The organism is Rhizobium sp. CCGE531, assembly GCF_003627795.1.
GTDB lineage: Bacteria > Pseudomonadota > Alphaproteobacteria > Rhizobiales > Rhizobiaceae > Rhizobium.
In genome coordinates this window covers 440,749-460,945 of sequence record NZ_CP032686.1, presented here as the reverse complement: position 1 = coordinate 460,945, position 20,197 = coordinate 440,749, and the positions used below count along the sequence as shown (strand labels likewise).

Here is a 20,197-nt window from a genome sequence, read left to right as displayed (position 1 = left end):
ATAAAATGTCCTTAATAACGGAGATGACCCATGACGCAACGCGTGAACTATGCCCAGCAATCCCCGGTACTTTTCAAGAAATTGTCGGATCTCAGCATGGCTCTGAAAGACAGCGCCATCGACCAGAAGATCCACGATCTCGTTCAGATCCGCGCCTCGCAAATCAACGGCTGCGCCTTCTGCCTGGACATGCATGTGAAGGAAGCCAAGATCCACGGCGAGAGCGAGCTCCGGCTCTACCACGTCGCCATCTGGCGCGAATCCAACCTTTTCGTCCCGCGGGAGCGCGCTGCCCTCGCCTGGACCGAAGCCGTGACGAAGCTAGCGGAAGGCGGCATTCCCGACGAGCTCTATGAGCGTGTGCGCGGCCAGCTTTCGGAGCGGGAAATTTCCGATCTGACTTTCGCAATCATGGTCATCAATGCCTGGAACCGCGCCGGCATCGCCTTCAAGTCCGTGCCGGGTTCGGCCGACAAACTCTACGGCCTCGACAGGGCCGGCCTCAACTAAGCCTTTCTCCCTGAGTGCCCACCAAACGATGCGCGTCAGCATGGACGACGCAAAGACCACAATCAACAGGAGACAGACATGAACATGAATAATCCCGCACAGCCCGTTAAATCAGGCCCCGACGAACTGGTTCCATCACGCTACGCGGTGAAGATCGGCGAAATCGACGTTTTGGTGATCAGCGACGGCGTGCTGCCGCTCCCGACCAAGATGTTGGGACACAATGCCGACCCGACCGAGCGCGCGGCCTGGCTCAACGACATGTTCCTGCCGCCGGATGCTTTCGACTGGGCGCTGAACGTGGTCGTGGTGCGCAGCGGCAAGCAGACTATCCTCATCGACGCCGGCCTGGGTCTGGACCCGGAATTGAACCTGCCGCGGGCCGGGCAATTGATCAAGCGACTGGAAGCCGCCGGCATCGACCTTGGATCTGTAACCGACGTGGTCCTGACCCACATGCATATGGACCACGTTGGCGGGCTCCTCGTCGACGGGGTGAAGGAGCGACTGCGTCCAGACCTCAAGATCCATGTGGCAGCCGCCGAGGTCAAATTCTGGGAGGCGCCCGATTTCTCTCATGTGTCCATGCCGCCCGGCTTCCCGGACGCGCTTCGAGCCGCCGCCAAGCAGTTCAGAAAGGAATACGAAAGCCACCTGCGATTGTTCGATGATGAGCACGAGGTGGCGCCGGGCGTGGTCGTCTCCCGAACCGGCGGCCACACCCCCGGACATAGCGTGGTCCGCGTGGCATCCGGCAAAGACCAGCTGATGTTCGCTGGCGATGCCGTGTTCGCGGTCGGGTTCGAACACCCCGACTGGTTCAACGGCTTCGAACACGACCCGGAAGAGGCGGCCCGCGTCCGCGTTCGTCTTTTGCGGGAGCTGGCGGAGACCGGCGAGCTTCTGGTGGCGACCCATATGCCGTTCCCCTCCGTCGGCCATGTGGCTGCCGACGGCGACGTCTTTCGCTGGGTACCGGTCTTCTGGGACTACTAAGCCGTAATGGACTGGAGCCGAGCCGGCGCACAGCCTTCATGGACGCGCCCGGCTCGGCCGAATGGATCTACGGCGTCGATAGGACGGCCCTGATCCACGACCAACCATTCTGAAACGAATGAACAATGCGGTGCGCGAAGCGGCCGCGAATGGAGAAGCTCATGAAAATCGTCATCATTGGCGGAACCGGCCTCATCGGTTCGAAGACAGCCGACCGCCTTCGCAAGCAAGGCCATGAAGTCATTGCCGCCGCCCCGAATACCGGCGTCAACACTATCACCGGCGAAGGATTGGCCGAGGCGCTCACCGGCGCCTCCACCGTCATCGACCTCGCAAACTCGCCCTCCTTCGAGGACAAGGCCGTGCTCGAATTCTTCGAGACCTCGGGCCGCAACCTCATGGCGGCCGAGAAGGCCGCCGGCGTCAAGCATCACATCGCCCTTTCCATCATCGGCGTCGACCGTCTGCCCGGCAGCGGCTACATGCGTGCCAAGGTCGCCCAGGAAAAGGCCATTCGGGAATCCGGCCTTCCCTATACGATCGTCCATTCGACGCAGTTCATGGAATTTTTGAGCGGCATCGCCCAATCCGCCACCATCGGGAACGTCGTGCGGCTGCCCACGGGTTACGTGCAGCCGATCGCCTCCGACGACGTCGCCGACGCCATGGCCACTGTTGCGACGGCGGCGCCAATTAATGGCGTGATCGAAATCTCCGGCCCGGAACGCGCCCGGATGAACGAGTTCGTCGCCCGCTATCTGAAGGCCATGGGCGATGCGCGCCATGTCGAGGGCGATCCCGATGCCCGCTATTTCGGCACCAAGCTCGCGGACGGTTCGCTTGTCTCCGACAACAATCCCCGCCTCGGTCATATCAGCTTCGAGCAATGGTTCGCGACCTCCGCCCGCAAATGAGGCGGTGACGATGTGCCGCCGCGGGCGGCGCATCGTCCAACCTTCGAGAAAGGAATTTCGACATGATCAAGCCAATCCTCGTCCTTGCCCTGACCGCTCTCTTGTCCACCTCGGCCGGCGCCCATGATGCCGGCGACAAGGACGCCAAGGTTACCCTTGTCTATGAGCATGAGTTGCCGAATGTGCCCGGCAAGAGCATGAAGGGTGTTCTGGTCGAATACGGCCCCGGCGGCTTCTCGTCGGCCCACACCCATCCGAACTCGGCCTTCATCTATGCGACCGTCCTTGAGGGTGCGATCCGCAGCCAGGTCAATGACGGTCCAGTCAAGGTCTACAAGGCGGGTGAAAACTTCTCCGAGATGCCGGGCGATCGCCATGGCGTCAGCGAGAATGCCAGCAAGACCAAGCCGGCCAAGCTCCTGGCGGTCTTCGTCGTCGACAGCAGCCAGAAGGAACTGACCTTCCCGATCAAGAAATAGCCGGCAAGAAATGGCTGGGTCGGGGCGGGTGCTCAAGGCACTCGCCTCGACCCAGGCTGTCCTTCTACTCAGCCTGCCCCTCCCCCAGTTGGAAATCATCGTTGGTGAGCCCCTCATGTTCGGCGAACATCATTCCCTTCCGCTCGTCCTCATCAACCTTCTCGGGCTTGTCGGGATTCTCATATGGCATATCCAGGGACGCAGCCGTCCAACCGCGCGCCTGATCGTGCAGATCCTGTTCTTCGCCGGCATGAGCCTCGTGCTCTGGCTTGCCGGAATTTCGCCCTACCATCTCGACGATGCCGAACTTCAGGAGGCCGGCATTCTGCTCGCCAAATCCGCAAGGGTTCTCTGGTGGCTCCATCTTGCATGGACGCTGATCGGCTTCGTTCATATCTACATCACCCTCAATCGGCGGCCGCAGGAAGCGCATCTCCTCCAGGATCTCATCGTCGGCGTCGTCTATCTCAGTGTGGTGCTGTCGGTCATCGGCTTCGTCTTCGGCGCGCCGGTCGGTCCACTCATTGCCACCTCGGGCGTGGTGGTCGTCATTATCGGTCTGGCGCTGCAGAACACCCTGGCCGACGTTTTCTCCGGCATCACGCTCGCGCTCGGCCGTGCCTACGCCATCGGCGACTGGATCCAATTGAGCGACGGCACCGAGGGGCGTGTTACGGAAACCAACTGGCGCTCCACCAATCTTTTGACCGGCGGCCACAACGTCGTCGTCCTGCCCAACAGCGTCCTCGCAAAACAGGGGGTGACAAACCGCAGCCGTCCAGACGAGTCGCATCTGGTTGCACTGACGATCCGGATTGCTGCGACCCACAGGCCGCACGTCGTCGAGGAGATTATGCTCATCGCGCTGCAGGACTGCGAACGGATCGTCAAGAACCCACCGCCAGCCATCGCGCTCAAGACAATCGACGCAATTGCCATCGAGATCGAATTGCAGTTCCGCGTGGCGAGCGCAGCCACCCGCACGCCAGCGCAAAACGAGATCATCGATCTGGTCTATCAGCACTGCAAGACGAATGGCCTCGCATTGGCGATGCCGGAACAAAGCTTTTTCTGCATGCCGCCCACCGAGGGTGCCGACCCCGCCGCGGCGGTTGTCAGGCAACTTTCATCCGGCACGCTCTAGCACCCATTCGAAGGAGCTCTTCCAAACTTCCGGCGCGACTTCCCGCGACAGGATGCCGACGAGATCCGACAGCCTGACCCCGCGCAATTTTGCCCGCCAGGCTTCGTCGGCCTCCCACATGATGCGCGCGACAGCGCATGGGCTACTTTCGCAATGGTCCTTCGGCCGGCAAGGATTATTGGCCCGGATGTTGCTACAGACAAACGTGCGCTGCCGGCCCTCGACGGCCTCGACGATCTCGAGAAAGGTCAGTTCGGCCGGCGGTTTCGCCAGCCGGTAGCCGCCCGACGGGCCGAGGGACGTATCGACAAGCCCCGCCTGCGACAGGCCTTGCAGAGCCTTGGATAGATATTCCTTGGGAAGTCCATGGAATTCGGCCAGTGCTTTGGTGGAGAGATAACGGCCGTCGGGCAGACCGGCCAGAATGGCGCAGCAGTGAAGCGCCCATTCGACTTGGCTTTTCAAGATCATAAATTCATTCCGCGGGGCCGATATGAGTTGGCCTCTATCAAGGACAAAGGATATCCTTATTTCGTCAAATGTAAACTGAATGCCGTATCCCGCTTGTGCGGGCCAGACATATCGGCGTCAGTTGCCGCCAGCAAGCAACAATCCAGCTATTAGCGTATTGAGCGCAGTTTGAAACATAACCCGCTCAGGTCATCCATTTGCGGTGTTCGATGAAGCGCTCCGCCAGAAGGTCGATGAACAGTCGCACCTTTGTCGGCAGGTGACTGCGGTTCGGATAGATCGCGCTGATCGTGAATTCCACGGCGCGATAGTCGGGCATGGCGCGCACGAGGCGTCCGGCGGCGACATCTTCGAAGACGATGAAGCTCGGGGCAAGGAAGATGCCCTGCCCGCTGGCCAGGAGATACCGCAAAGTCTCGGCGCTGTTGGAGACGACATTGCCCGAGATCTTGACGCCTTGCTGCTTGCCATCGGCATCCTCGAAACGCCATTCGTCGCCATAGGGATAGTGGGTATATTGCAGGCAATTATGCGCCACGAGATCGGCCGGCACTTTCGGCAAGGGATGCGTGTCGCGATATTCGGGCGAGCAGACGAGCATGTGGCGCCAGGGCGTAAGCTTGCGTGCGACAAGTGTCGATTCCGATGATGGCAAGGTGCGGATCATCAGATCGTAGCCCTCCTCGATCATATCGATCGAGCGCTCGCCGGCGTTGAAGTCGAGCGAGATCGCCGGGTACTGTGTCATGAATTCGTTGACGACGGGAAGCAGGAAGCGGACGATGGCGCCGCTTGTATAGATCTTCAGCGTACCGCGCGGCATGGAGCTGAGAGCACCTGCCGCCCGATCGGCTTCCTCGAGATCGGCGAGAATCTGCGAGGAGCGCTCATAATAGTATTTGCCTGTCTCCGTCAGGCTGACCCTGCGCGTCGTGCGGTTGAGGAGCCGCACGCCGAGGCGCTCTTCCAGTGATTGCACATGGTTGCCCACCATGGTGACGGACATGTTGAGCCGGCGGGCGGCTGCGGAAAAACCGCCGCAATCCACCACCCGGCCAAAGACTATCAGGCTGGTCAGCCGATCCATAGGGTCCTCGGATTATCCGCTGTGAGTTGATGATCCTTCAAGATTTGAGGAGATTATCAGAAGGACCGTTCGGACGCATCTTCATCGCATCAAAAAAGGCGCCCATGCAAACGGGCTCGATGCTGAAGGAAACGGACAATGGTCGAACTACCACGCAACGAGGCGTTCAGAAACGCAAGCCAAGCCGATGCCGCACCGGCCGGCGAAGTGGCAAAGTCTCCAGCCGCCGAGGCGCCGCAAGGCCCGGTGGTCGGCGCGCCTGCCACTGCCGTTACCCCCAAGGCTGGCCGCAAGCTGGTCAAGCGCGGCGTGCTTGTTGCCGCTCTGCTGGCCGGCGTCGCCTTTGGCGCCGATTTCGGCTATCGCTACTGGACGGTCGGACGCTTCATCGAATCGACCGACGACGCCTATGTGAAGGCGGACTACACGACGATCGCGCCGAAGGTCGCCGGCTACATCAGGCAAGTGCTGGTCAGCGACAATGACATGGTCAAGGTCGGCCAGGTGCTTGCCCGCATCGACGATCGCGATTTCCAGGCAGCTCTTTCCCAGGCGAAGGCGGATCTCAAGGCTGCCGATGCGGCGATTGCCAATATGGACGCGCAGATCCTGCTGCAGCAATCGCTGATCGCGCAGGCCGAGGCAACGGTCGATTCTTCGAAGGCTTCCCTGAACTATGCGGTCTCGGACGCCGCGCGGTCGGCACGGTTGATCACCAACGGCGTCGGCACCCAATCGCGTGCCGAAGAGACGCAATCGGCCAGCAAGCAGGCAGCCGCCGCCGTCGAACGCGATCGGGCCGCTGTCGTTGCAGCCCAGAACAAGGTGCCGGTGCTGCAGACACAGCGCGATCAGGCAGTCGCCCAGCGCGACCGTGCCGCGGCTTCAGTCCAACAGGCGGAACTCAACCTGTCCTATACGAATATCGTCGCGGCCGTCGATGGCACGGTCGGCGCCCGCTCGATCCGCGTCGGGCAATACGTCACCTCGGGCACGCAGCTGATGGCGGTGGTGCCGCTGCACTCGGTCTATGTCGTCGCGAATTTCAAGGAAACGCAGCTGACCTACGTGCGCCCCGGCCAATCGGTCGAGATCAAGGTGGACAGCTTCCCGGATGTCTCCATCAAGGGGCACGTCGATAGCGTCTCGCCGGCAAGCGGGCTGGAGTTCTCGCTGCTGCCGCCGGACAATGCGACGGGCAATTTTACCAAGATCGTCCAGCGCATCCCGGTGAAGATCGTCATCGATGACGAACACCTGGCGGGACTGCTGCGCTCCGGCATGTCCGTCGAACCTGAAATCGATACCAAGGCGGTCCAGACCTCGACGGCCAATGCCGAGAAATTATCCAACGACGCTGGGTAATCCTTCCCGTTCCTTGTCGATTATCACCTCAACACTGTCATGAGATTGTTCCGGCATCAGCCGGACGGAGAAACATCGTGACCACCCTTCAGTTCGCCGCAAACAACAATTCCGCCGCATCAGCGAGCGCTGTCCCCGCTTTGTCCGCGCGGCCCGCCATGAGCCCGCTGCGCATGTGGATCGCCGTGGTCGGCTCCACGCTTGGCGCCTTCATGGCCGTCCTGAACATCCAGATCGTCAATGCGTCGCTCGCGGATATCCAGGGCGCGATCGGTGCCGGAACGGATGACGGCGGCTGGATCTCGACCTCCTACCTGATCGCCGAGATCGTCGTCATTCCGCTCAGCGCCTGGCTGGCGCGCGTCTTTTCGGTCCGCAAATATCTGCTGACCAATGCCATCCTCTTTCTCGTCTTCTCGGTCGCCTGCGCCTTTGCCGCAAACCTGCAGCAGATGATCATCCTGCGCGCCATACAGGGCTTTTCCGGCGGCGTGCTGATCCCGATGGCCTTCACCATCATCATCACGCTGCTGCCGAAGCCCAAGCAACCGATGGGCCTTGCCCTCTTTGCCCTTTCCGCGACCTTCGCGCCGGCCATCGGCCCGACCATCGGCGGCTATCTTACCGAAAACTGGGGCTGGGAATACATCTTCTATGTCAATCTCGTGCCCGGCATTCTGATGGTCGGCATGCTCTGGGTCTCGCTCGAGCGCGCCCCGATGAACCTTTCGCTGCTCGCCAAGGGCGACTGGCCCGGCATCATCACCATGGCGGTTGGCCTAGCCGCGCTGCAGACCGTGCTCGAAGAAGGCAACAAGGACGACTGGTTCGGTTCACCCTTCATCGTCCGTCTCTCCGTCATTGCCGCTGTCTCCTTGACGCTCTTTCTGGTCATCGAACTCCGTGCTGCCCATCCGCTCCTCAACCTGCGCCTGCTGGTGCGCCGCAATTTCGGCTTCGGCATCGTCGCCAACTTCCTGATGGGCGTCGCCCTTTATGGCTCGGTTTTCATCCTGCCGATCTATCTGACGCGCATCCAGGGCTACAATTCCGAGCAGATCGGCATGGTGCTTGCCTGGACCGGCATTCCACAGCTGATCTTGATCCCGCTGGTGCCGCGGCTGATGAAGCGCATCGATGCCCGGCTGCTGATCATCGTCGGCTTTGCACTCTTTGCCGCTTCGAACTTCATGAATATCTACATGACGAGCAACTATGCCAGCGATCAGCTCTTCTGGCCGAATATCGTGCGTGCCGTCGGCCAGGCGCTCGCCTTCACACCGCTGACGGCAATCGCGACCGCCGGCATCGAGCAGGAAAATGCCGGCTCCGCTTCCGCGCTCTTCAACATGATGCGCAATCTCGGCGGCGCGGTCGGCATTGCGGCGCTGCAGACCTTCCTCACCAAGCGCGAGCAGTTCCACTCCAACATCCTCACGAATTCGGTCTCGGTGTTCGAAGAAGCTACCCGCGCTCGCGTCACCAATCTCACCAATTACTTCATGAACCACGGGATCAGCGACCAGGCGCTTGCGACGCACAAGGCGATCGTCGCCATCGCCGCCGGCCTTCGCAAGCAGGCCAACATCATGGCTTTCAGCGACACGTTCTTCCTGCTCGGCGTCACACTGGTCGTTGCGCTCGTCGCCAGCCTGCTTCTCAAGAAACCCGGTCAGCTTTCCGGCGGTGGCGCGCATTGAGCGCCGCGCCTCAACGAGCAGGAGATAACCATGACTTTGCTGCACGACATGCCAGAAGCCGCAACAGCTAACCGCAGAGCGCTGCGTGGCGGCATCAATACCGGGGCAACCCTAAGCCTCGTCGAATGGTTGACCGGCGACGAATGCCACACCCTCGATGAGGCGGGCCTTGTCGCAGGCCTTGGACGCCGCCTGCGGGCGCTCGGCCTTCCCGTCGACCGACTGACCCTGCACCTGACGACGCTGCATCCTGAATTCATCGGCCGCACCTTTGCCTGGGCACCCGGCGAGCCGGTCGAGATACATGATCGGGAGCATGGCACCCGTCTCGCGCTGGCCAATACGCCGCTCGTGAAGGCGCAGGAGCTGCGCGAACTGCTGGTCGTCGGCCCGGGCGAGAGCCCGCATGGGCGCTGGCAGCATATCGACGTCTTTTACGGCCGCGGGCTGGTTCAGCTGGTCGTGGCGCCGCTCTGCAATGCCGACGGGCCTATCAGCACCGCCGTCTTCGGCACACGGCGCCCTGGTGGTTTCACATCGGCCGAACAGGACGTGATCGAGCGCATACTGCCGGCGCTGCGCAACACCTGCGAACTGCGCGTTCTCAGACAATGCGAACTTAGCCTTCTCGATACCTATATCGGCCCGATGACGGCCAGCCGGATCCTTGCCGGACATATCCGCCGCGGCGAGATCGAATCCATGGAGGCAGCACTTCTGCTCTGCGACTTACGCGGCTTCACCGAACTTTCCAACCGGCTGCCCGGCAGCACCGTCCTCGGTCTCCTCAACGCCTATTTCGACAAGGTGGTACCCGCAATTACCCGCGAGGGCGGTGAAGTGCTGAAATTCATGGGCGATGCCGTTCTCGCCTTCTTCCCGGGCGTCGATGCAGCCGGCGCCTGCGGTTCCGCACTGGCTTCGGCGAAAACAATTCTCGATGAAATAGGCGGCTTCGAATATGACGGCATCCGCGTCAAGGTCGGCATTGCGCTGCACTATGGCGAGGTCAGCTATGGCAATGTCGGCTCCGGCAACCGCCTGGATTTCACCTTGATCGGCCCCGACGTCAACATCGTCAGCCGCATTCAGAGCATCTGCAGCGAGAGGGGCGAAGCGCTCCTTTTCTCAGCCTCCTTCCGGCAAAAAGCGGAGATCGCCGACGCAATCTCGATCGGACAGCAGCAATTAAAGGGCTTCGCCGAAGCGATGGAGCTTTTTGCGATCACGCGCACGGAATGATATCGTCCGTGCCTCGCGCCTAAGCGTATGATTGCGCCACAGGCCGTCTTCCGGCCCTTCCGAAGGCCGTGCTTCGATATTCAGTTTCGGCAGCCGGGTAAAGCCCAGCCTTCGCCGCTCTGGAACGGCTACTGCATAATTTCAGTGTTACAGCGACTTTGGCGCGTCTTAAAAAACGCGCGGCGCTTGGCGGTTTGGGATGCCGGTATCCGTAATTCAGGACTATCTGGACAAAGCCGGCTTCGGAATGATCAAGATGTGGCCGGCATTCGCCTGTCATCCCGAAGACCGCTGTAACTCATATCAGCAGCGGCAATGAGGTCTTTCGGACGGCAGCGTTGAAATCATTCGGCAAAAATCCCGTCGCACACTTCGCGTAGAGTTTTCGCGCAGCCAACGATTCTTTGCCCGCTTAAATTTAAATTATTGAAATTACACGGTAAACATTTTTGGGATCACGATTGCCTTATGAACGCGAACCGTCCTGCGATGGTTGACAGATACGCCTGGGACGCGATAGCCGATAGCATGGAGAGTTGAATGAGCATTTTGCCTAACGTCTTTTCTTCGCGCTTCCCCGCCCGAAGAACATCGCCCGCGACCAGTCAATCATCCGATGAATTCCGGTGGGTGACCTGGGTCCTCGCGATATATTTTGCGGTGCAGGCTGTCGTGCGGATTTCTCTTTCGAGCTCGGTGCGAATAGACGAAGCGCAGCAATTCGTGGTCAACCAGTGGCTGTCCTGGGGGTATGACGCGCAGCCGCCGCTTTACAATTGGCTTCAATACGGGGTGTTTGAAGCCTTCGGCACCAGCGTCGCATCGCTCGCCGTGCTGAAGAACATCCTGCTTTTCCTCGTCTATTTCGCCTATCATAAACTGGCGCGACTTCTTTTGGAGGACAAGCGCCTGGCGGCTGTCGCGACGCTATCCCTTCTGACCATCCCCCAGATGTTCTGGCAGGCGCAGCGGGACCTGACGCACACTGTCGGCACGCTTCTCGCAGTGATCGCTTTCATCTATTTCGTCGTGAAGACTATTCGCAAGCCGACATTCACCTCCTACGCCATGATGGGCTTGTGGGCAGGGCTTGGATTGCTCACGAAGTACAATTTCGCGCTGATCATCGCGAGCGTCTTTGCAGCGGTCGTTTTTCATCCGCAAGGGCGCTCAAGGCTGCTGGACAAGCGCTTTGTGATGACGTTGGCCCTGGCCATTCTCGTGTTCCTGCCACACGCGATGTGGATGTTGTCGAACATGGATCTGGTCCTCACCTCCACCGTCGCAACCATGTCGGAACAGGCTCAAGGGGAGAAGCTTTCCGATATCGGCCATGGCGTTGTCGAACTGATCAAGATCAGCATCGTCATCATCGCGCCCACCTTTGCGATCTTCCTGATCGTCTTTCGCCGCTCGTTTCTACAGTCGCTTAGGTTTAAAAGCGAATGGGTGAATTTCTTTGAAAAAATATTCTTGAGCACGGCGGCCATATTGTTCGCCCTGATCCTGATCACGACCCTCACGGAATTTCGCGACCGCTGGCTTCTTCCTTTTCTGTTTCTGGTGCCGCTCTACTTCTGCCTGAAGCTTGAGGCCGCCGGCGCGCAAAACCCATCCGACATAAAGAGATCCTTCTATCTGTCTTTCGGCCTGATGATCGCCCTCCCCCTCATCCTGACGGCAAGCACTGTCTTCCCGAAACTGTTCGATTCATATCAGCATTTGAATACGCCCTACGGCGCGTTTCTGAACAAGGCGATCGCCGCGGAAGGCAAGCGACCGGTGGCCGTCGTGACGACGGCATGGCTCAAGGCGGGCAACATCCGCGCCAATATGCCGGATACGGCCGTAATATCCACGGCATACCCCGCATCCGATCTTGACCGCCAGGCTTTGGGGAACGGGCCGGTCTTGCTGGTGTGGAACGAGCGTGATGGACACGCTTCGTCCATGCCCGACGACCTCAAGAGGTGGCTGACGGCGAAATTCGGCAGCTCGGTCACCTTGCCAGCACAGAACGATGCCGCCATTCCTTATTACTATGGGAAAGACCCGGATCGGTTCCATTTCGGCTATGCTTGGTTCTACCCGTCCGCGGGATAGAAAACGCGCCCGGTCCATTTCCCGGACCGGCGCCTGGAATAGATAACCTTTCATGATTGCCGATAACCTCTTCGGCGTCGCCGACCGCATCGCGAAGATGGCGATACGTTGGCGCGGGGTTGAGCCCCTCCTCACAATGACGTCCGATGCGGACCCTCCCCCGGAACGGCCCGCGGATAACGTCATGCGGACGCCCATGGCAATATCTCCCAGCCAATCGAAGCTTTCTCCAGCCACCCATCGATGCGGCGCCATTCCGTCAATTTGAATGCAGCCGCCAAATGCGCCGTTCCGCAACCATCGCTGACGGATCGCTTGCCCAATATTGGCGGGTTCCGATTTCTCGCGGCTGACGGACCGAATCGAGGGCAAAAATCAGTATAGTTTGTAATATAGACTTACTATTTGGTTGATTTTTGAAGGAAATAACATACATCTCGCATGTTTATATAGTATATCCCGTTAGCATGCTTATGATTGACTCATCTATATTGATAGATTCTGATGTATTTTTGCATCTATGACGCTTTTATGTCTGGAATTACAGAAAAATACGAAACTATTGTATTTCGATGCCGGCGTGGCCTCGCTAGTTTGCGTGCGCGGACATCCTGTGACGTTCCGCAAGAGGGAACAGCCGGATAGATGGAACGTAGCGGGTAGTCACCGACATTGTTCTGATCCGGCAAAGCGATTGGAGAAAAAATGAATATCAAGAGCCTTCTTCTCGGCTCCGCTGCTGCTCTCGCAGCAGTTTCCGGTGCTCACGCAGCAGACGCTATCGTAGCTGCCGAGCCGGAGCCCCTGGAATACGTTCGCATCTGCGATGCTTTCGGCGCTGGCTACTTCTTCATCCCGGGCACGGAAACCTGCCTCAAGATCGGCGGCAAGGTTCGTACCGAAGGCAAGTGGTTCGACGCTTACACCCCGGACACGCATTTCGGCACGCTTTGGCACACCCGCGCCGAGCTGCAGGTGCAGACGGCTTCGGACACCGAATACGGCCCGCTGAAGACCAACACTGAACTGCGTTGGGATTGGCAGGAAGGTGGTTCGACCAAGACGAACCTGCTGCACGCCAGCATCAGCCTCGGCGGCTTCACCGTTGGTAAGGAAGACTCGCAGTTCAACGTCTTCACCGGTTATGCCGGCGACGTCATCAACGACGACGTAATCGCTGATGGTCCGTACGAACTGAACCAGATCACCTACAACTACGATGCCGGCAACGGCTTCACGGCTGTGATCTCGGTTGAAGACAGCAACTCGGGCCCGAGCGCTGTTGGCGCCAACGGCGAAGACAGCCACAACCACTACGCTCCGGACGCTGTTGCCGGTGTTGGCTACAAGGCCGGCGCATGGGCCTTCAAGCTCGTTGGTGGTTACGACTCGATCGTTGAAGAAGGCGCCATCAAGGCTCGCGTCGACGCTGACTTCGGCGTATTCTCGGCCTTTTTGATGGGCGGCTGGAACACCGACGGCGACAAGCTCAACAAGTATGCGCCTGGCGACTCGATCGGCCAGAGCTGGGGCGATTGGGCCGTTTGGGGTGGCGTTGGCGTTCCGATCAACGAAAAGCTGAAGTGGAACCTGCAGCTCGCCTACACCGACAACAAGACCTTCGCTGCTACGACGAACGTCAAGTGGAACCCGGTTAAGAACCTGCTCGTCATGCCGGAAGTATCCTACACCAACTGGGACTCCATCAATCAGGACCAGTGGGCTGGTATTCTCCGCTTCCAGCGCAGCTTCTAAGCCTATTCAGATCTAATCTGATCTGAAATAGACCTCCGATCAGAATGGGAGGAAGGTCCGGTTTCCCTCCGGACCTTCTTTTTTTGCATTCTAAAAATCATGATATCCCCGGCTCTCTCTTCGAAAGCCGGCGGTTTTCCTTCCGGAATTGCGAGACAACAAAGAGATAGAGCCGTTCAGGGATTCTGAGAAAAACTGAAGCGCTCCAGGCGCGCAGGCGCGCTCAAAAAGGCAGCGGCATGGCCGCAAATTGATGCTTTCCACCGCCACCAACCTTGCCGTATCCGTTGAGCGACGAGACGCTGGCGAGAGGATATGGCCATGGCGAAGCCCTTCTATTGGAATGAACTCAACACATATGATTTCGCCGATCTCTCGGCCGACACCACGATCGCCATCCTGCCGATCGCCTCGACGGAGCAGCACGGCCCGCATCTGCCGATCGCAACCGATGTCGCGATCGCTACGGGTATGCTGGCGGAACTGAAGGTCCAGCGCCCCGGCGATCTCGATTTTCTTGTGCTGCCAATGCAGGAAATCGGCAAGGCCAACGAGCATATCTACGGTCCCGGCACGCTGTCGCTCGGCGCGGAGCTGCTGATCCCGGTATGGACGGCGATCGGTACGAAGGTCGCCGAGGCCGGTATCCGCAAGATGGTCATCGTCAATTCCCATGGCGGCAATCTCGACATCATGGGCATCGTCGCGCGCGAGTTGCGCGTGCGCCACCAGATGGCCGTCGTCGCCACGCAATGGAGCCGCTTCGGCACGCCTGATGGCATGATCGACGAGCACGAGCAGCGCTTCGGCATCCATGGCGGCGATGTCGAAACCTCGCTCATGCTGCATTTCCGGCCCGAGCTCGTGCGGATGGAGAAGGCTGAGAATTTCGCCTCTAAAGCTGAGTGGATGAAGGAACATTCCAAATATCTGCAGCCGCTGCCGCCGCATTCGCTCGCCTGGATCGCGCATGACCTCAATCCGAACGGCGTGGTCGGTAATGCCACGGCTGGCACGGCGGAAAAGGGCGCGCTCATCTGCCGGCACCAGATCGCCGGCTTCGTCGAGATGCTGCGCGACCTGCGCGACTATCCGCTCTCCAACCTCTATTCGAAATAGGCGTCCGAACGGCGGCGCTCAGAGGGCATGATGATATGCCCTTTCGCCTGCAGCTCCTCCACCATTCCAGCAAGTTCCGCCAGCAGGTACTCGGCGAAAAGGCTGGTGGCGGCATCGAGCGGCGCCCGCGTGCGGGCGAAAAGTTTCATGGGCTGGGGCCGGGAATGGGGCTCGGCGATCGGCCGAAAGACCAGCTCCCCGCGCCGGCACTCGGTGATGACGTCGAGCGGATTGAGCAGCGTCAGCCCTGCCCCGCATTTCACCAGCTGCTTCAGCATTTCCGACGCATTGCTCTCCAGCACCGGCTCGACCTGCACGGAAAGGCGAGCCAGCGTCAGATTGATGACATCGCGCAGGCTGCTTCCGGGCTGCGCCAGCAGCAGCCGCTCCTCGACGACATCGGCAAGATTGATCGGCCCCGGTCCGATCAACGGGTGCCCGGGCGGCAGCACGACGCCGATCGGTATGTCGAAATTGCCGAGTGAGCGGATGCCGGGCGTCGCCGGTATGTTGAAACCCAGCCCGATATCGACTTCTCCGGAAACCACCGGCGCCATGGTGGTCGAGCCGGCATCGTTGCGCAGCTGGATGAAGACCCTCGGATGTTCCAGGAGGAAGCGGGCGATGATATCGGGCAGAGGTCCGGCGGCAAGGCCGACCGTCGCGACGATCCTGACCTTGCCGGCCTGCTGCATCTTGAGACTGCGAATGCGACCCTCCAGCCGCTCGTAATTCTTCAATACCTCGCGGATGTGCTCGATGCAGAGCTCGCCGGCCGCCGTCAGCCGCAGGCCACGCGGCAGGCGCTCGAAGAGCGGCGCCCCCATTTCCTCCTCCAGCGCCAGAATCTGCCGGTTGATCGCCGATGAAGCGATATTGAGCCGCGCCGCCGCCTTGCGGATCGAGCCGCAGCGGGCAATTTCGTTGATGTAGAGAAGCCGTCTCGAGTGCAGCATATGCGTTCCCATTGCTTAATTTTTGCCCAGGCCGCACAATTTAGGCACAAGCCCGGGAACAGATGCCGAAAAGGCATCAATGCGCACGAATTTTGATGCTTTTCAAAGCGCAAGGCAACCGCTCAAATGCGGGAAATGGGCTTCGACAATGACGTCCCATGGCAGATAAGGGGAACAGTCAGCCATGTATAATGCATTGAAGGCAAAAGCATTTTTCGCCGCCATGGGTCTGGCCGCCGCAATCGTTGCGGCTGAGCCCGCAAACGCGCTCGACAAAGTCACCTACGGCACCAACTGGCTTGCCCAGGCCGAGCATGGCGGCTTCTATCAGGCCATCGCCGACGGCACCTACAAAAAATATGGCCTTGACGTCACCATCGTCCAGGGCGGCCCCAATGCCGCCAACTCGGCCTTGCTGATTTCCGGCAAGCTCGATTTCTACATGGGCGGCCCGCAACAGGAGATCGATGCGGTCAAGCAGGGCATTCCGATCGTCGATGTCGCGGCGATCTTCCAGAAGGATCCGCAAGTACTGATCGCCCATCCGGATGCCGGCGTGGAGAAGTTCGAGGATCTCGCCAAGCTGCCGACGCTGTTTCTCAGCAAGGACGGCTATGTCACCTATTTCGAGTGGATGAAGGCGAACTTCCCGGGCTTCAAGGACGAGCAGTTCAAGCCTTACAATTTCAGCGCGGCGCCCTTCCTCGCCGACAAGCAGTCCGCGCAGCAGGGTTATGTAACCTCGGAACCCTATGAGATCGAGAAGCAAGCCGGCTGGAAGCCGAAAGTCTTCCTGATCGCCGATGCCGGCTATTCGCCCTATTCGACGATGATCACCGCGCAGAAGACGTTGGTCGACAAAAACCCGGATCTCGTGCAACGCTTCGTCAATGCCTCGGTCGAGGGCTGGTACAACTATCTCCATGGCGACAACAAGGCGGCCAACGAGCTGATCAAGAAGGACAATCCCGATATGACGGATGGCCAGATCGCCTATTCCATCGCCAAGATGAAGGAATATGGCATCGTGGAATCCGGCGACGCCCTCGACAAGGGCATCGGCTGCATCACCGAGGCGCATTACAAGAAGTTCTTCGACGAGATGGTGCAGATCAAGCTCTTCGATGCCGATATCGACTACAAGAAAGCGTTCGACACGCAGTTCGCCTGCAAGGGCGTCGGCATGTCGCTGAAGAAGTAAGCCTTGGCACCTCCCCCTTGAGGGGGAGGTCGCCGCAAAGCGGCGGGTGGGGGTGACATTTCGATATTTCAGCGGATCACATTACCCCGCCCCGGAGCTTCGCTCCGACCCTCCCCTCAAGGGGAGGGTGGATCAACAAAGAGCCGAGCCATGCCAGTGTCTGAAGCCACCAAGTTCACCCAAACCGAGGCGCGCAAGCGGCCACTCGTCGTCATGGAGCAGGTCTCCAAGATCTTCTCGAACGGCACATTGGCGCTATCAGGCATGTCGCTCCATGTGGAGAGCGGCGAGTTCATCAGCCTGCTCGGTCCTTCCGGCTGCGGCAAGTCGACGGCCTTGCGCATCATCGCCGGCCTCGGTGGCGCTTCCAGCGGCAGGATCGATTGGCCGAGTTCGCGCATCAATGCTCAAGGCCTGCCGGAGGGCGATATCAGTTTTGTCTTCCAGGAGCCGACGCTGCTCCCCTGGAAGACGGTGTTCGGCAACGTTCACCTGCCCTTGAAGCTAAGGGGTATTTCGAAGGCTGCCGCGCACGAACAAATCATGGAAACATTGGCCACGGTCGGTCTGCAGGACTTCGCCGACGCCTATCCGCGGGAGCTGTCCGGCGGCATGAAGATGCGGGTTTCGATCGCCCGCGCGCTGGTGACGAAGCCGAAGCTGCTGCTGATGGATGAGCCCTTTGCCGCACTCGATGAAATCACTCGACAGAAGCTCAACGACGACGTGCTGCGCCTCTGGCAGACCACAGGCATCACCGTCATTTTCGTCACGCATTCCGTCTATGAGTCCGCCTATCTCTCCAATCGCATCGTCGTCATGAAGGCGCGGCCCGGCCGCGTCCACACCGACTTCCCCTTGCAAACCAGTGGCGAACGCGATCCGCTCTATCGCTCATCGGAAGAATACCGACAGGTGTGCGAAAAAGTATCCCGTTCCCTGATCGAGGCCATCGGCTGGCCGGAGGCCCATTGATGAGCGAGAGCACCAGCCTGCCCGCCACTCTTTCCGCCGAAGCAGTCGATGCGCCAACTGCCGCCGCCGTCAGACAGCGCAATCTCGAACGCGCGCTCGGCGTCTTCGTGCCGATCCTGACCGTTCTCGCGCTGCTTATCCTCTGGCAGCTTCTCGTCGTCGGCACCGGCATTCCGCAATATATCCTGCCGAGCCCGATCGCCGTCGCCAAGGCGCTCGTTTCCGATTGGGGCATCCTCTGGCCGGCCCTGTGGGTAACGACGCAGATCACCTTCATATCGCTGGTCCTGGCGCTGATCGGCGGCGTCGGCTTCGCCATCTTCCTCGTGCAGTCCCGCTGGATCGAGCTCGCCTTCTATCCGCTCGCCGTCATCCTCCAGGTGACGCCAATCGTCGCAATCGCGCCGCTGATCCTGATCTACGCACCGACACGCGAGGCGGCGCTCTTGATCTGCGGCTTCCTCGTCGCCTTCTTTCCGATCCTCTCCAACATGGTGCAGGGATTGAAAAGCGTCGACCACAACCTGCTCAACCTCTTCGATCTCTATGGCGCCTCGCGCTGGCAGGCATTGCTGCATCTGAAGCTGCCGGCAGCCCAGCCCTATTTCATGACGGGGCTCAGGATCGGTGGCGGCCTGTCGCTGATCGCATCGGTCGTCGCCGAATTCGCCGCTGGCTCCGGCGGCCCCAATTCCGGTCTGGCGTTCCGCCTGCTGGAAGCGCAGTACCGCCAGAACATGCCCCGCCTCTTTGCGGCACTGCTGCTTCTGTCGGCACTCGGCGTCGCCATCTTCGCCTTCACCTCCTTCATCTCATGGCTGAGCCTGCATCGCTGGCATGAGAGCAGCCTCAAGCGGGAGAACTGATGTCCCACGTCTTCATGTCGCCGCCGAATGCCGCCCGCTTCGTGCTCAGCAACGCCACCGTTCCAACCGTGACGCTGTCCGGTTTTTCGGCGCCCTCTTGCGAGGGTCTGGTCAAGGCCGATATCGTCGTTGCCGACGGCCTCGTCAGCGATATCCGCTCGCCCGGCACTGCGCCGGTGGAATATGCCAAGGTCGACATGAAGGAAGGCATGGTCTGGCCGACTTTCGCCGATATGCATACCCATCTGGACAAGGGTCACATATGGGAGCGCCGCTCCAACCCCGACGGCAGCTTCATGGGCGCGCTCGATGCGGTGCGAACCGACCGCGAGGCCAACTGGTCGGCCGACGATGTGCGCAAGCGCATGGAATTCTCGCTGCGCTCGGCTTACGCCCATGGTACCGGCCTGATCCGCACCCATCTGGATTCACTGGCGCCGCAGCACCGCATTTCCTTCGAGGTTTTCACCTCCGTTCGCGAGGCCTGGAAAGACAGAATCGCGCTGCAGGCCGTCGCCCTCTTTCCGCTGGATAGCATGGTAGACGATGCCTTTTTCGCCGATTTGCTCCGTGTCGTTCGCGAAGCCGGCGGCTTGATGGGCGGGGTCACCCAGATGAATCCGGAGCTTGATGCGCAGCTCGACAAGCTTTTTCGCGCCGCTGCCGACAATGGCCTCGATGTCGATCTGCATGTTGATGAGACGGAAGACAGGGAGGTGCTGACGCTGAAGGCGATTGCCGAAGCCGTGCTTCGCAACGGCTTCAAAGGCAAGGTGACCGCCGGCCATTGCTGCTCGCTCGCCCAGCAGGACGAGGGTGTCGCCCGTGCGACCATCGATCTCGTCGCCAGGGCCGGAATTTCCATCGTCTCGCTGCCGATGTGCAACATGTACCTGCAAGACCGCCATCCCGGCCACACGCCGCGCTGGCGCGGCGTCACCCTGCTGCACGAGCTTGCCGCCGCCGGTGTTCCCACAGCCGTCTCCTCCGACAACACCCGCGATCCCTTCTACGCCTATGGCGATCTCGACCCCGTCGAAGTCTTCCGGGAAGCCGTACGCATCCTGCATCTCGACCATCCGCTGGATACGGCCGCAAGGGTCGTCACCACCTCTCCCGCCAGCATCCTCGGCCGCCCCGATATCGGCCGCATCGCCGTCGGCGGCCCAGCCGATCTCGTGCTCTTCAGCGCCCGGCGCTGGAGCGAATTCCTTTCCCGCCCGCAGTCCGACCGCGTCGTCCTTCGCAAGGGCAAGGTAATCGACCGCAGCCTGCCGGACTATCGTGAACTCGACAGCGTCATTGGAGTGTAAA

The 20,197-nt window shown here is 60.2% G+C and carries 18 protein-coding genes; 15 read left to right on the top strand and 3 right to left on the bottom strand.

Annotated features, from left to right (window positions below; translation table 11 throughout):
- Positions 1 to 30: 30 nt before the first annotated feature.
- From CCGE531_RS28445 to CCGE531_RS28425, 5 genes are all read left to right on the top strand, one after another.
- Positions 31 to 510, top strand: coding sequence for a carboxymuconolactone decarboxylase family protein (locus CCGE531_RS28445; RefSeq protein ID WP_120670098.1), 480 nt, complete (start codon positions 31 to 33; stop codon positions 508 to 510).
- Between the two features lie 78 nt (positions 511 to 588).
- Positions 589 to 1,506, top strand: coding sequence for an MBL fold metallo-hydrolase (locus tag CCGE531_RS28440; RefSeq protein ID WP_120670096.1), 918 nt, complete (start codon positions 589 to 591; stop codon positions 1,504 to 1,506).
- A 161-nt stretch (positions 1,507 to 1,667) separates the two neighbouring features.
- Complete coding sequence (locus CCGE531_RS28435; RefSeq protein WP_120670094.1) at positions 1,668 to 2,420, top strand: SDR family oxidoreductase; 753 nt, start codon at positions 1,668 to 1,670, stop codon at positions 2,418 to 2,420.
- A 62-nt stretch (positions 2,421 to 2,482) separates the two neighbouring features.
- The gene (locus CCGE531_RS28430) at positions 2,483 to 2,899 is read left to right on the top strand and encodes a cupin domain-containing protein (RefSeq protein WP_120670092.1); all 417 of its coding nucleotides are present in this window, start codon (positions 2,483 to 2,485) and stop codon (positions 2,897 to 2,899) included.
- A gap of 115 nt (positions 2,900 to 3,014) precedes the next feature.
- Entirely contained in the window at positions 3,015 to 4,043 is a 1,029-nt protein-coding gene (locus CCGE531_RS28425) for a mechanosensitive ion channel family protein (RefSeq protein WP_120670090.1), read from the top strand.
- Here CCGE531_RS28425 and CCGE531_RS28420 read toward each other — a convergent pair.
- Both CCGE531_RS28420 and CCGE531_RS28415 read right to left on the bottom strand, forming a co-directional pair.
- Positions 4,026 to 4,514 carry an Rrf2 family transcriptional regulator gene (locus CCGE531_RS28420; protein WP_120670088.1) on the bottom strand — a complete coding sequence of 163 codons (489 nt, stop codon included), beginning with the start codon at positions 4,512 to 4,514 and terminating at the stop codon, positions 4,026 to 4,028. The genes CCGE531_RS28425 and CCGE531_RS28420 overlap by 18 nt on opposite strands.
- Positions 4,515 to 4,698: 184 nt before the next feature.
- Positions 4,699 to 5,601 carry a LysR family transcriptional regulator gene (locus CCGE531_RS28415; protein WP_120670086.1) on the bottom strand — a complete coding sequence of 301 codons (903 nt, stop codon included), beginning with the start codon at positions 5,599 to 5,601 and terminating at the stop codon, positions 4,699 to 4,701.
- A gap of 138 nt (positions 5,602 to 5,739) precedes the next feature.
- Here CCGE531_RS28415 and CCGE531_RS28410 point away from each other — a divergent pair, with 138 nt between their 5' ends.
- The 6 genes from CCGE531_RS28410 (at position 5,740) to CCGE531_RS28380 (ending at position 14,885) form a co-directional block, all read left to right on the top strand.
- Entirely contained in the window at positions 5,740 to 6,966 is a 1,227-nt protein-coding gene (locus CCGE531_RS28410) for an HlyD family secretion protein (protein WP_120670084.1), read from the top strand.
- Positions 6,967 to 7,043: 77 nt separating this feature from the next.
- Entirely contained in the window at positions 7,044 to 8,666 is a 1,623-nt protein-coding gene (locus CCGE531_RS28405) for an MDR family MFS transporter (protein WP_120670082.1), read from the top strand.
- 48 nt (positions 8,667 to 8,714) lie between these two features.
- A complete protein-coding gene (locus CCGE531_RS28400; RefSeq protein ID WP_245459502.1) occupies positions 8,715 to 9,908 on the top strand; it encodes an adenylate/guanylate cyclase domain-containing protein in 1,194 nt (397 codons plus the stop codon).
- Positions 9,909 to 10,448: 540 nt separating this feature from the next.
- Positions 10,449 to 12,011 (top strand): glycosyltransferase family 39 protein, encoded by a 1,563-nt coding sequence (locus tag CCGE531_RS28395; protein WP_120670078.1) that lies wholly within the window; start codon positions 10,449 to 10,451, stop codon positions 12,009 to 12,011.
- Positions 12,012 to 12,716: 705 nt separating this feature from the next.
- Positions 12,717 to 13,766: a porin gene (locus tag CCGE531_RS28385; protein ID WP_120670074.1), complete on the top strand. Its 1,050-nt coding sequence runs from the start codon at positions 12,717 to 12,719 to the stop codon at positions 13,764 to 13,766.
- 321 nt (positions 13,767 to 14,087) lie between these two features.
- Complete coding sequence (locus CCGE531_RS28380; RefSeq protein ID WP_120670073.1) at positions 14,088 to 14,885, top strand: creatininase family protein; 798 nt, start codon at positions 14,088 to 14,090, stop codon at positions 14,883 to 14,885.
- Here the strand turns inward: CCGE531_RS28380 and CCGE531_RS28375 are convergent.
- On the bottom strand, positions 14,873 to 15,841 hold the full coding sequence (locus CCGE531_RS28375; RefSeq protein WP_120670614.1) for a LysR substrate-binding domain-containing protein: 969 nt from the start codon (positions 15,839 to 15,841) through the stop codon (positions 14,873 to 14,875). The genes CCGE531_RS28380 and CCGE531_RS28375 overlap by 13 nt on opposite strands.
- 184 nt (positions 15,842 to 16,025) lie before the next feature.
- On the opposite strand from CCGE531_RS28375, the gene CCGE531_RS28370 reads away from it, so the two are divergent.
- The 4 genes from CCGE531_RS28370 (at position 16,026) to CCGE531_RS28355 (ending at position 20,196) form a co-directional block, all read left to right on the top strand.
- A complete protein-coding gene (locus tag CCGE531_RS28370) occupies positions 16,026 to 17,042 on the top strand; it encodes an ABC transporter substrate-binding protein (protein ID WP_120670071.1) in 1,017 nt (338 codons plus the stop codon).
- 150 nt (positions 17,043 to 17,192) lie between these two features.
- Positions 17,193 to 18,017 (top strand): ABC transporter ATP-binding protein, encoded by an 825-nt coding sequence (locus CCGE531_RS28365; RefSeq protein WP_120670069.1) that lies wholly within the window; start codon positions 17,193 to 17,195, stop codon positions 18,015 to 18,017.
- Positions 18,017 to 18,883 carry an ABC transporter permease gene (locus CCGE531_RS28360; protein ID WP_120670067.1) on the top strand — a complete coding sequence of 289 codons (867 nt, stop codon included), beginning with the start codon at positions 18,017 to 18,019 and terminating at the stop codon, positions 18,881 to 18,883. Before CCGE531_RS28365 ends, CCGE531_RS28360 begins: the two co-directional genes overlap by 1 nt.
- Positions 18,883 to 20,196, top strand: coding sequence for a cytosine deaminase (locus CCGE531_RS28355; RefSeq protein WP_120670065.1), 1,314 nt, complete (start codon positions 18,883 to 18,885; stop codon positions 20,194 to 20,196). The genes CCGE531_RS28360 and CCGE531_RS28355 overlap by 1 nt, the downstream gene beginning before the upstream one ends.
- Position 20,197 lies beyond the last annotated feature (1 nt).

Bases quoted from the DNA above. Each gene is read 5' to 3' on its own strand.
- CCGE531_RS28445 (WP_120670098.1), top strand. From the start codon at position 31: ATGACGCAACGCGTGAACTATGCCCAGCAATCCCCGGTACTTTTCAAG.
- CCGE531_RS28440 (WP_120670096.1), top strand. From the start codon at position 589: ATGAACATGAATAATCCCGCACAGCCCGTTAAATCAGGCCCCGACGAA.
- CCGE531_RS28415 (WP_120670086.1), bottom strand. From the start codon at position 5,601: ATGGATCGGCTGACCAGCCTGATAGTCTTTGGCCGGGTGGTGGATTGC.
- CCGE531_RS28375 (WP_120670614.1), bottom strand. From the start codon at position 15,841: ATGCTGCACTCGAGACGGCTTCTCTACATCAACGAAATTGCCCGCTGC.
- CCGE531_RS28430 (WP_120670092.1), top strand. From the start codon at position 2,483: ATGATCAAGCCAATCCTCGTCCTTGCCCTGACCGCTCTCTTGTCCACC.
- CCGE531_RS28435 (WP_120670094.1), top strand. From the start codon at position 1,668: ATGAAAATCGTCATCATTGGCGGAACCGGCCTCATCGGTTCGAAGACA.
- CCGE531_RS28425 (WP_120670090.1), top strand. From the start codon at position 3,015: ATGTTCGGCGAACATCATTCCCTTCCGCTCGTCCTCATCAACCTTCTC.
- CCGE531_RS28355 (WP_120670065.1), top strand. From the start codon at position 18,883: ATGTCCCACGTCTTCATGTCGCCGCCGAATGCCGCCCGCTTCGTGCTC.
- CCGE531_RS28400 (WP_245459502.1), top strand. From the start codon at position 8,715: ATGCCAGAAGCCGCAACAGCTAACCGCAGAGCGCTGCGTGGCGGCATC.
- CCGE531_RS28395 (WP_120670078.1), top strand. From the start codon at position 10,449: ATGAGCATTTTGCCTAACGTCTTTTCTTCGCGCTTCCCCGCCCGAAGA.
- CCGE531_RS28380 (WP_120670073.1), top strand. From the start codon at position 14,088: ATGGCGAAGCCCTTCTATTGGAATGAACTCAACACATATGATTTCGCC.
- CCGE531_RS28360 (WP_120670067.1), top strand. From the start codon at position 18,017: ATGAGCGAGAGCACCAGCCTGCCCGCCACTCTTTCCGCCGAAGCAGTC.
- CCGE531_RS28365 (WP_120670069.1), top strand. From the start codon at position 17,193: ATGCCAGTGTCTGAAGCCACCAAGTTCACCCAAACCGAGGCGCGCAAG.
- CCGE531_RS28370 (WP_120670071.1), top strand. From the start codon at position 16,026: ATGTATAATGCATTGAAGGCAAAAGCATTTTTCGCCGCCATGGGTCTG.
- CCGE531_RS28410 (WP_120670084.1), top strand. From the start codon at position 5,740: ATGGTCGAACTACCACGCAACGAGGCGTTCAGAAACGCAAGCCAAGCC.
- CCGE531_RS28385 (WP_120670074.1), top strand. From the start codon at position 12,717: ATGAATATCAAGAGCCTTCTTCTCGGCTCCGCTGCTGCTCTCGCAGCA.
- CCGE531_RS28420 (WP_120670088.1), bottom strand. From the start codon at position 4,514: ATGATCTTGAAAAGCCAAGTCGAATGGGCGCTTCACTGCTGCGCCATT.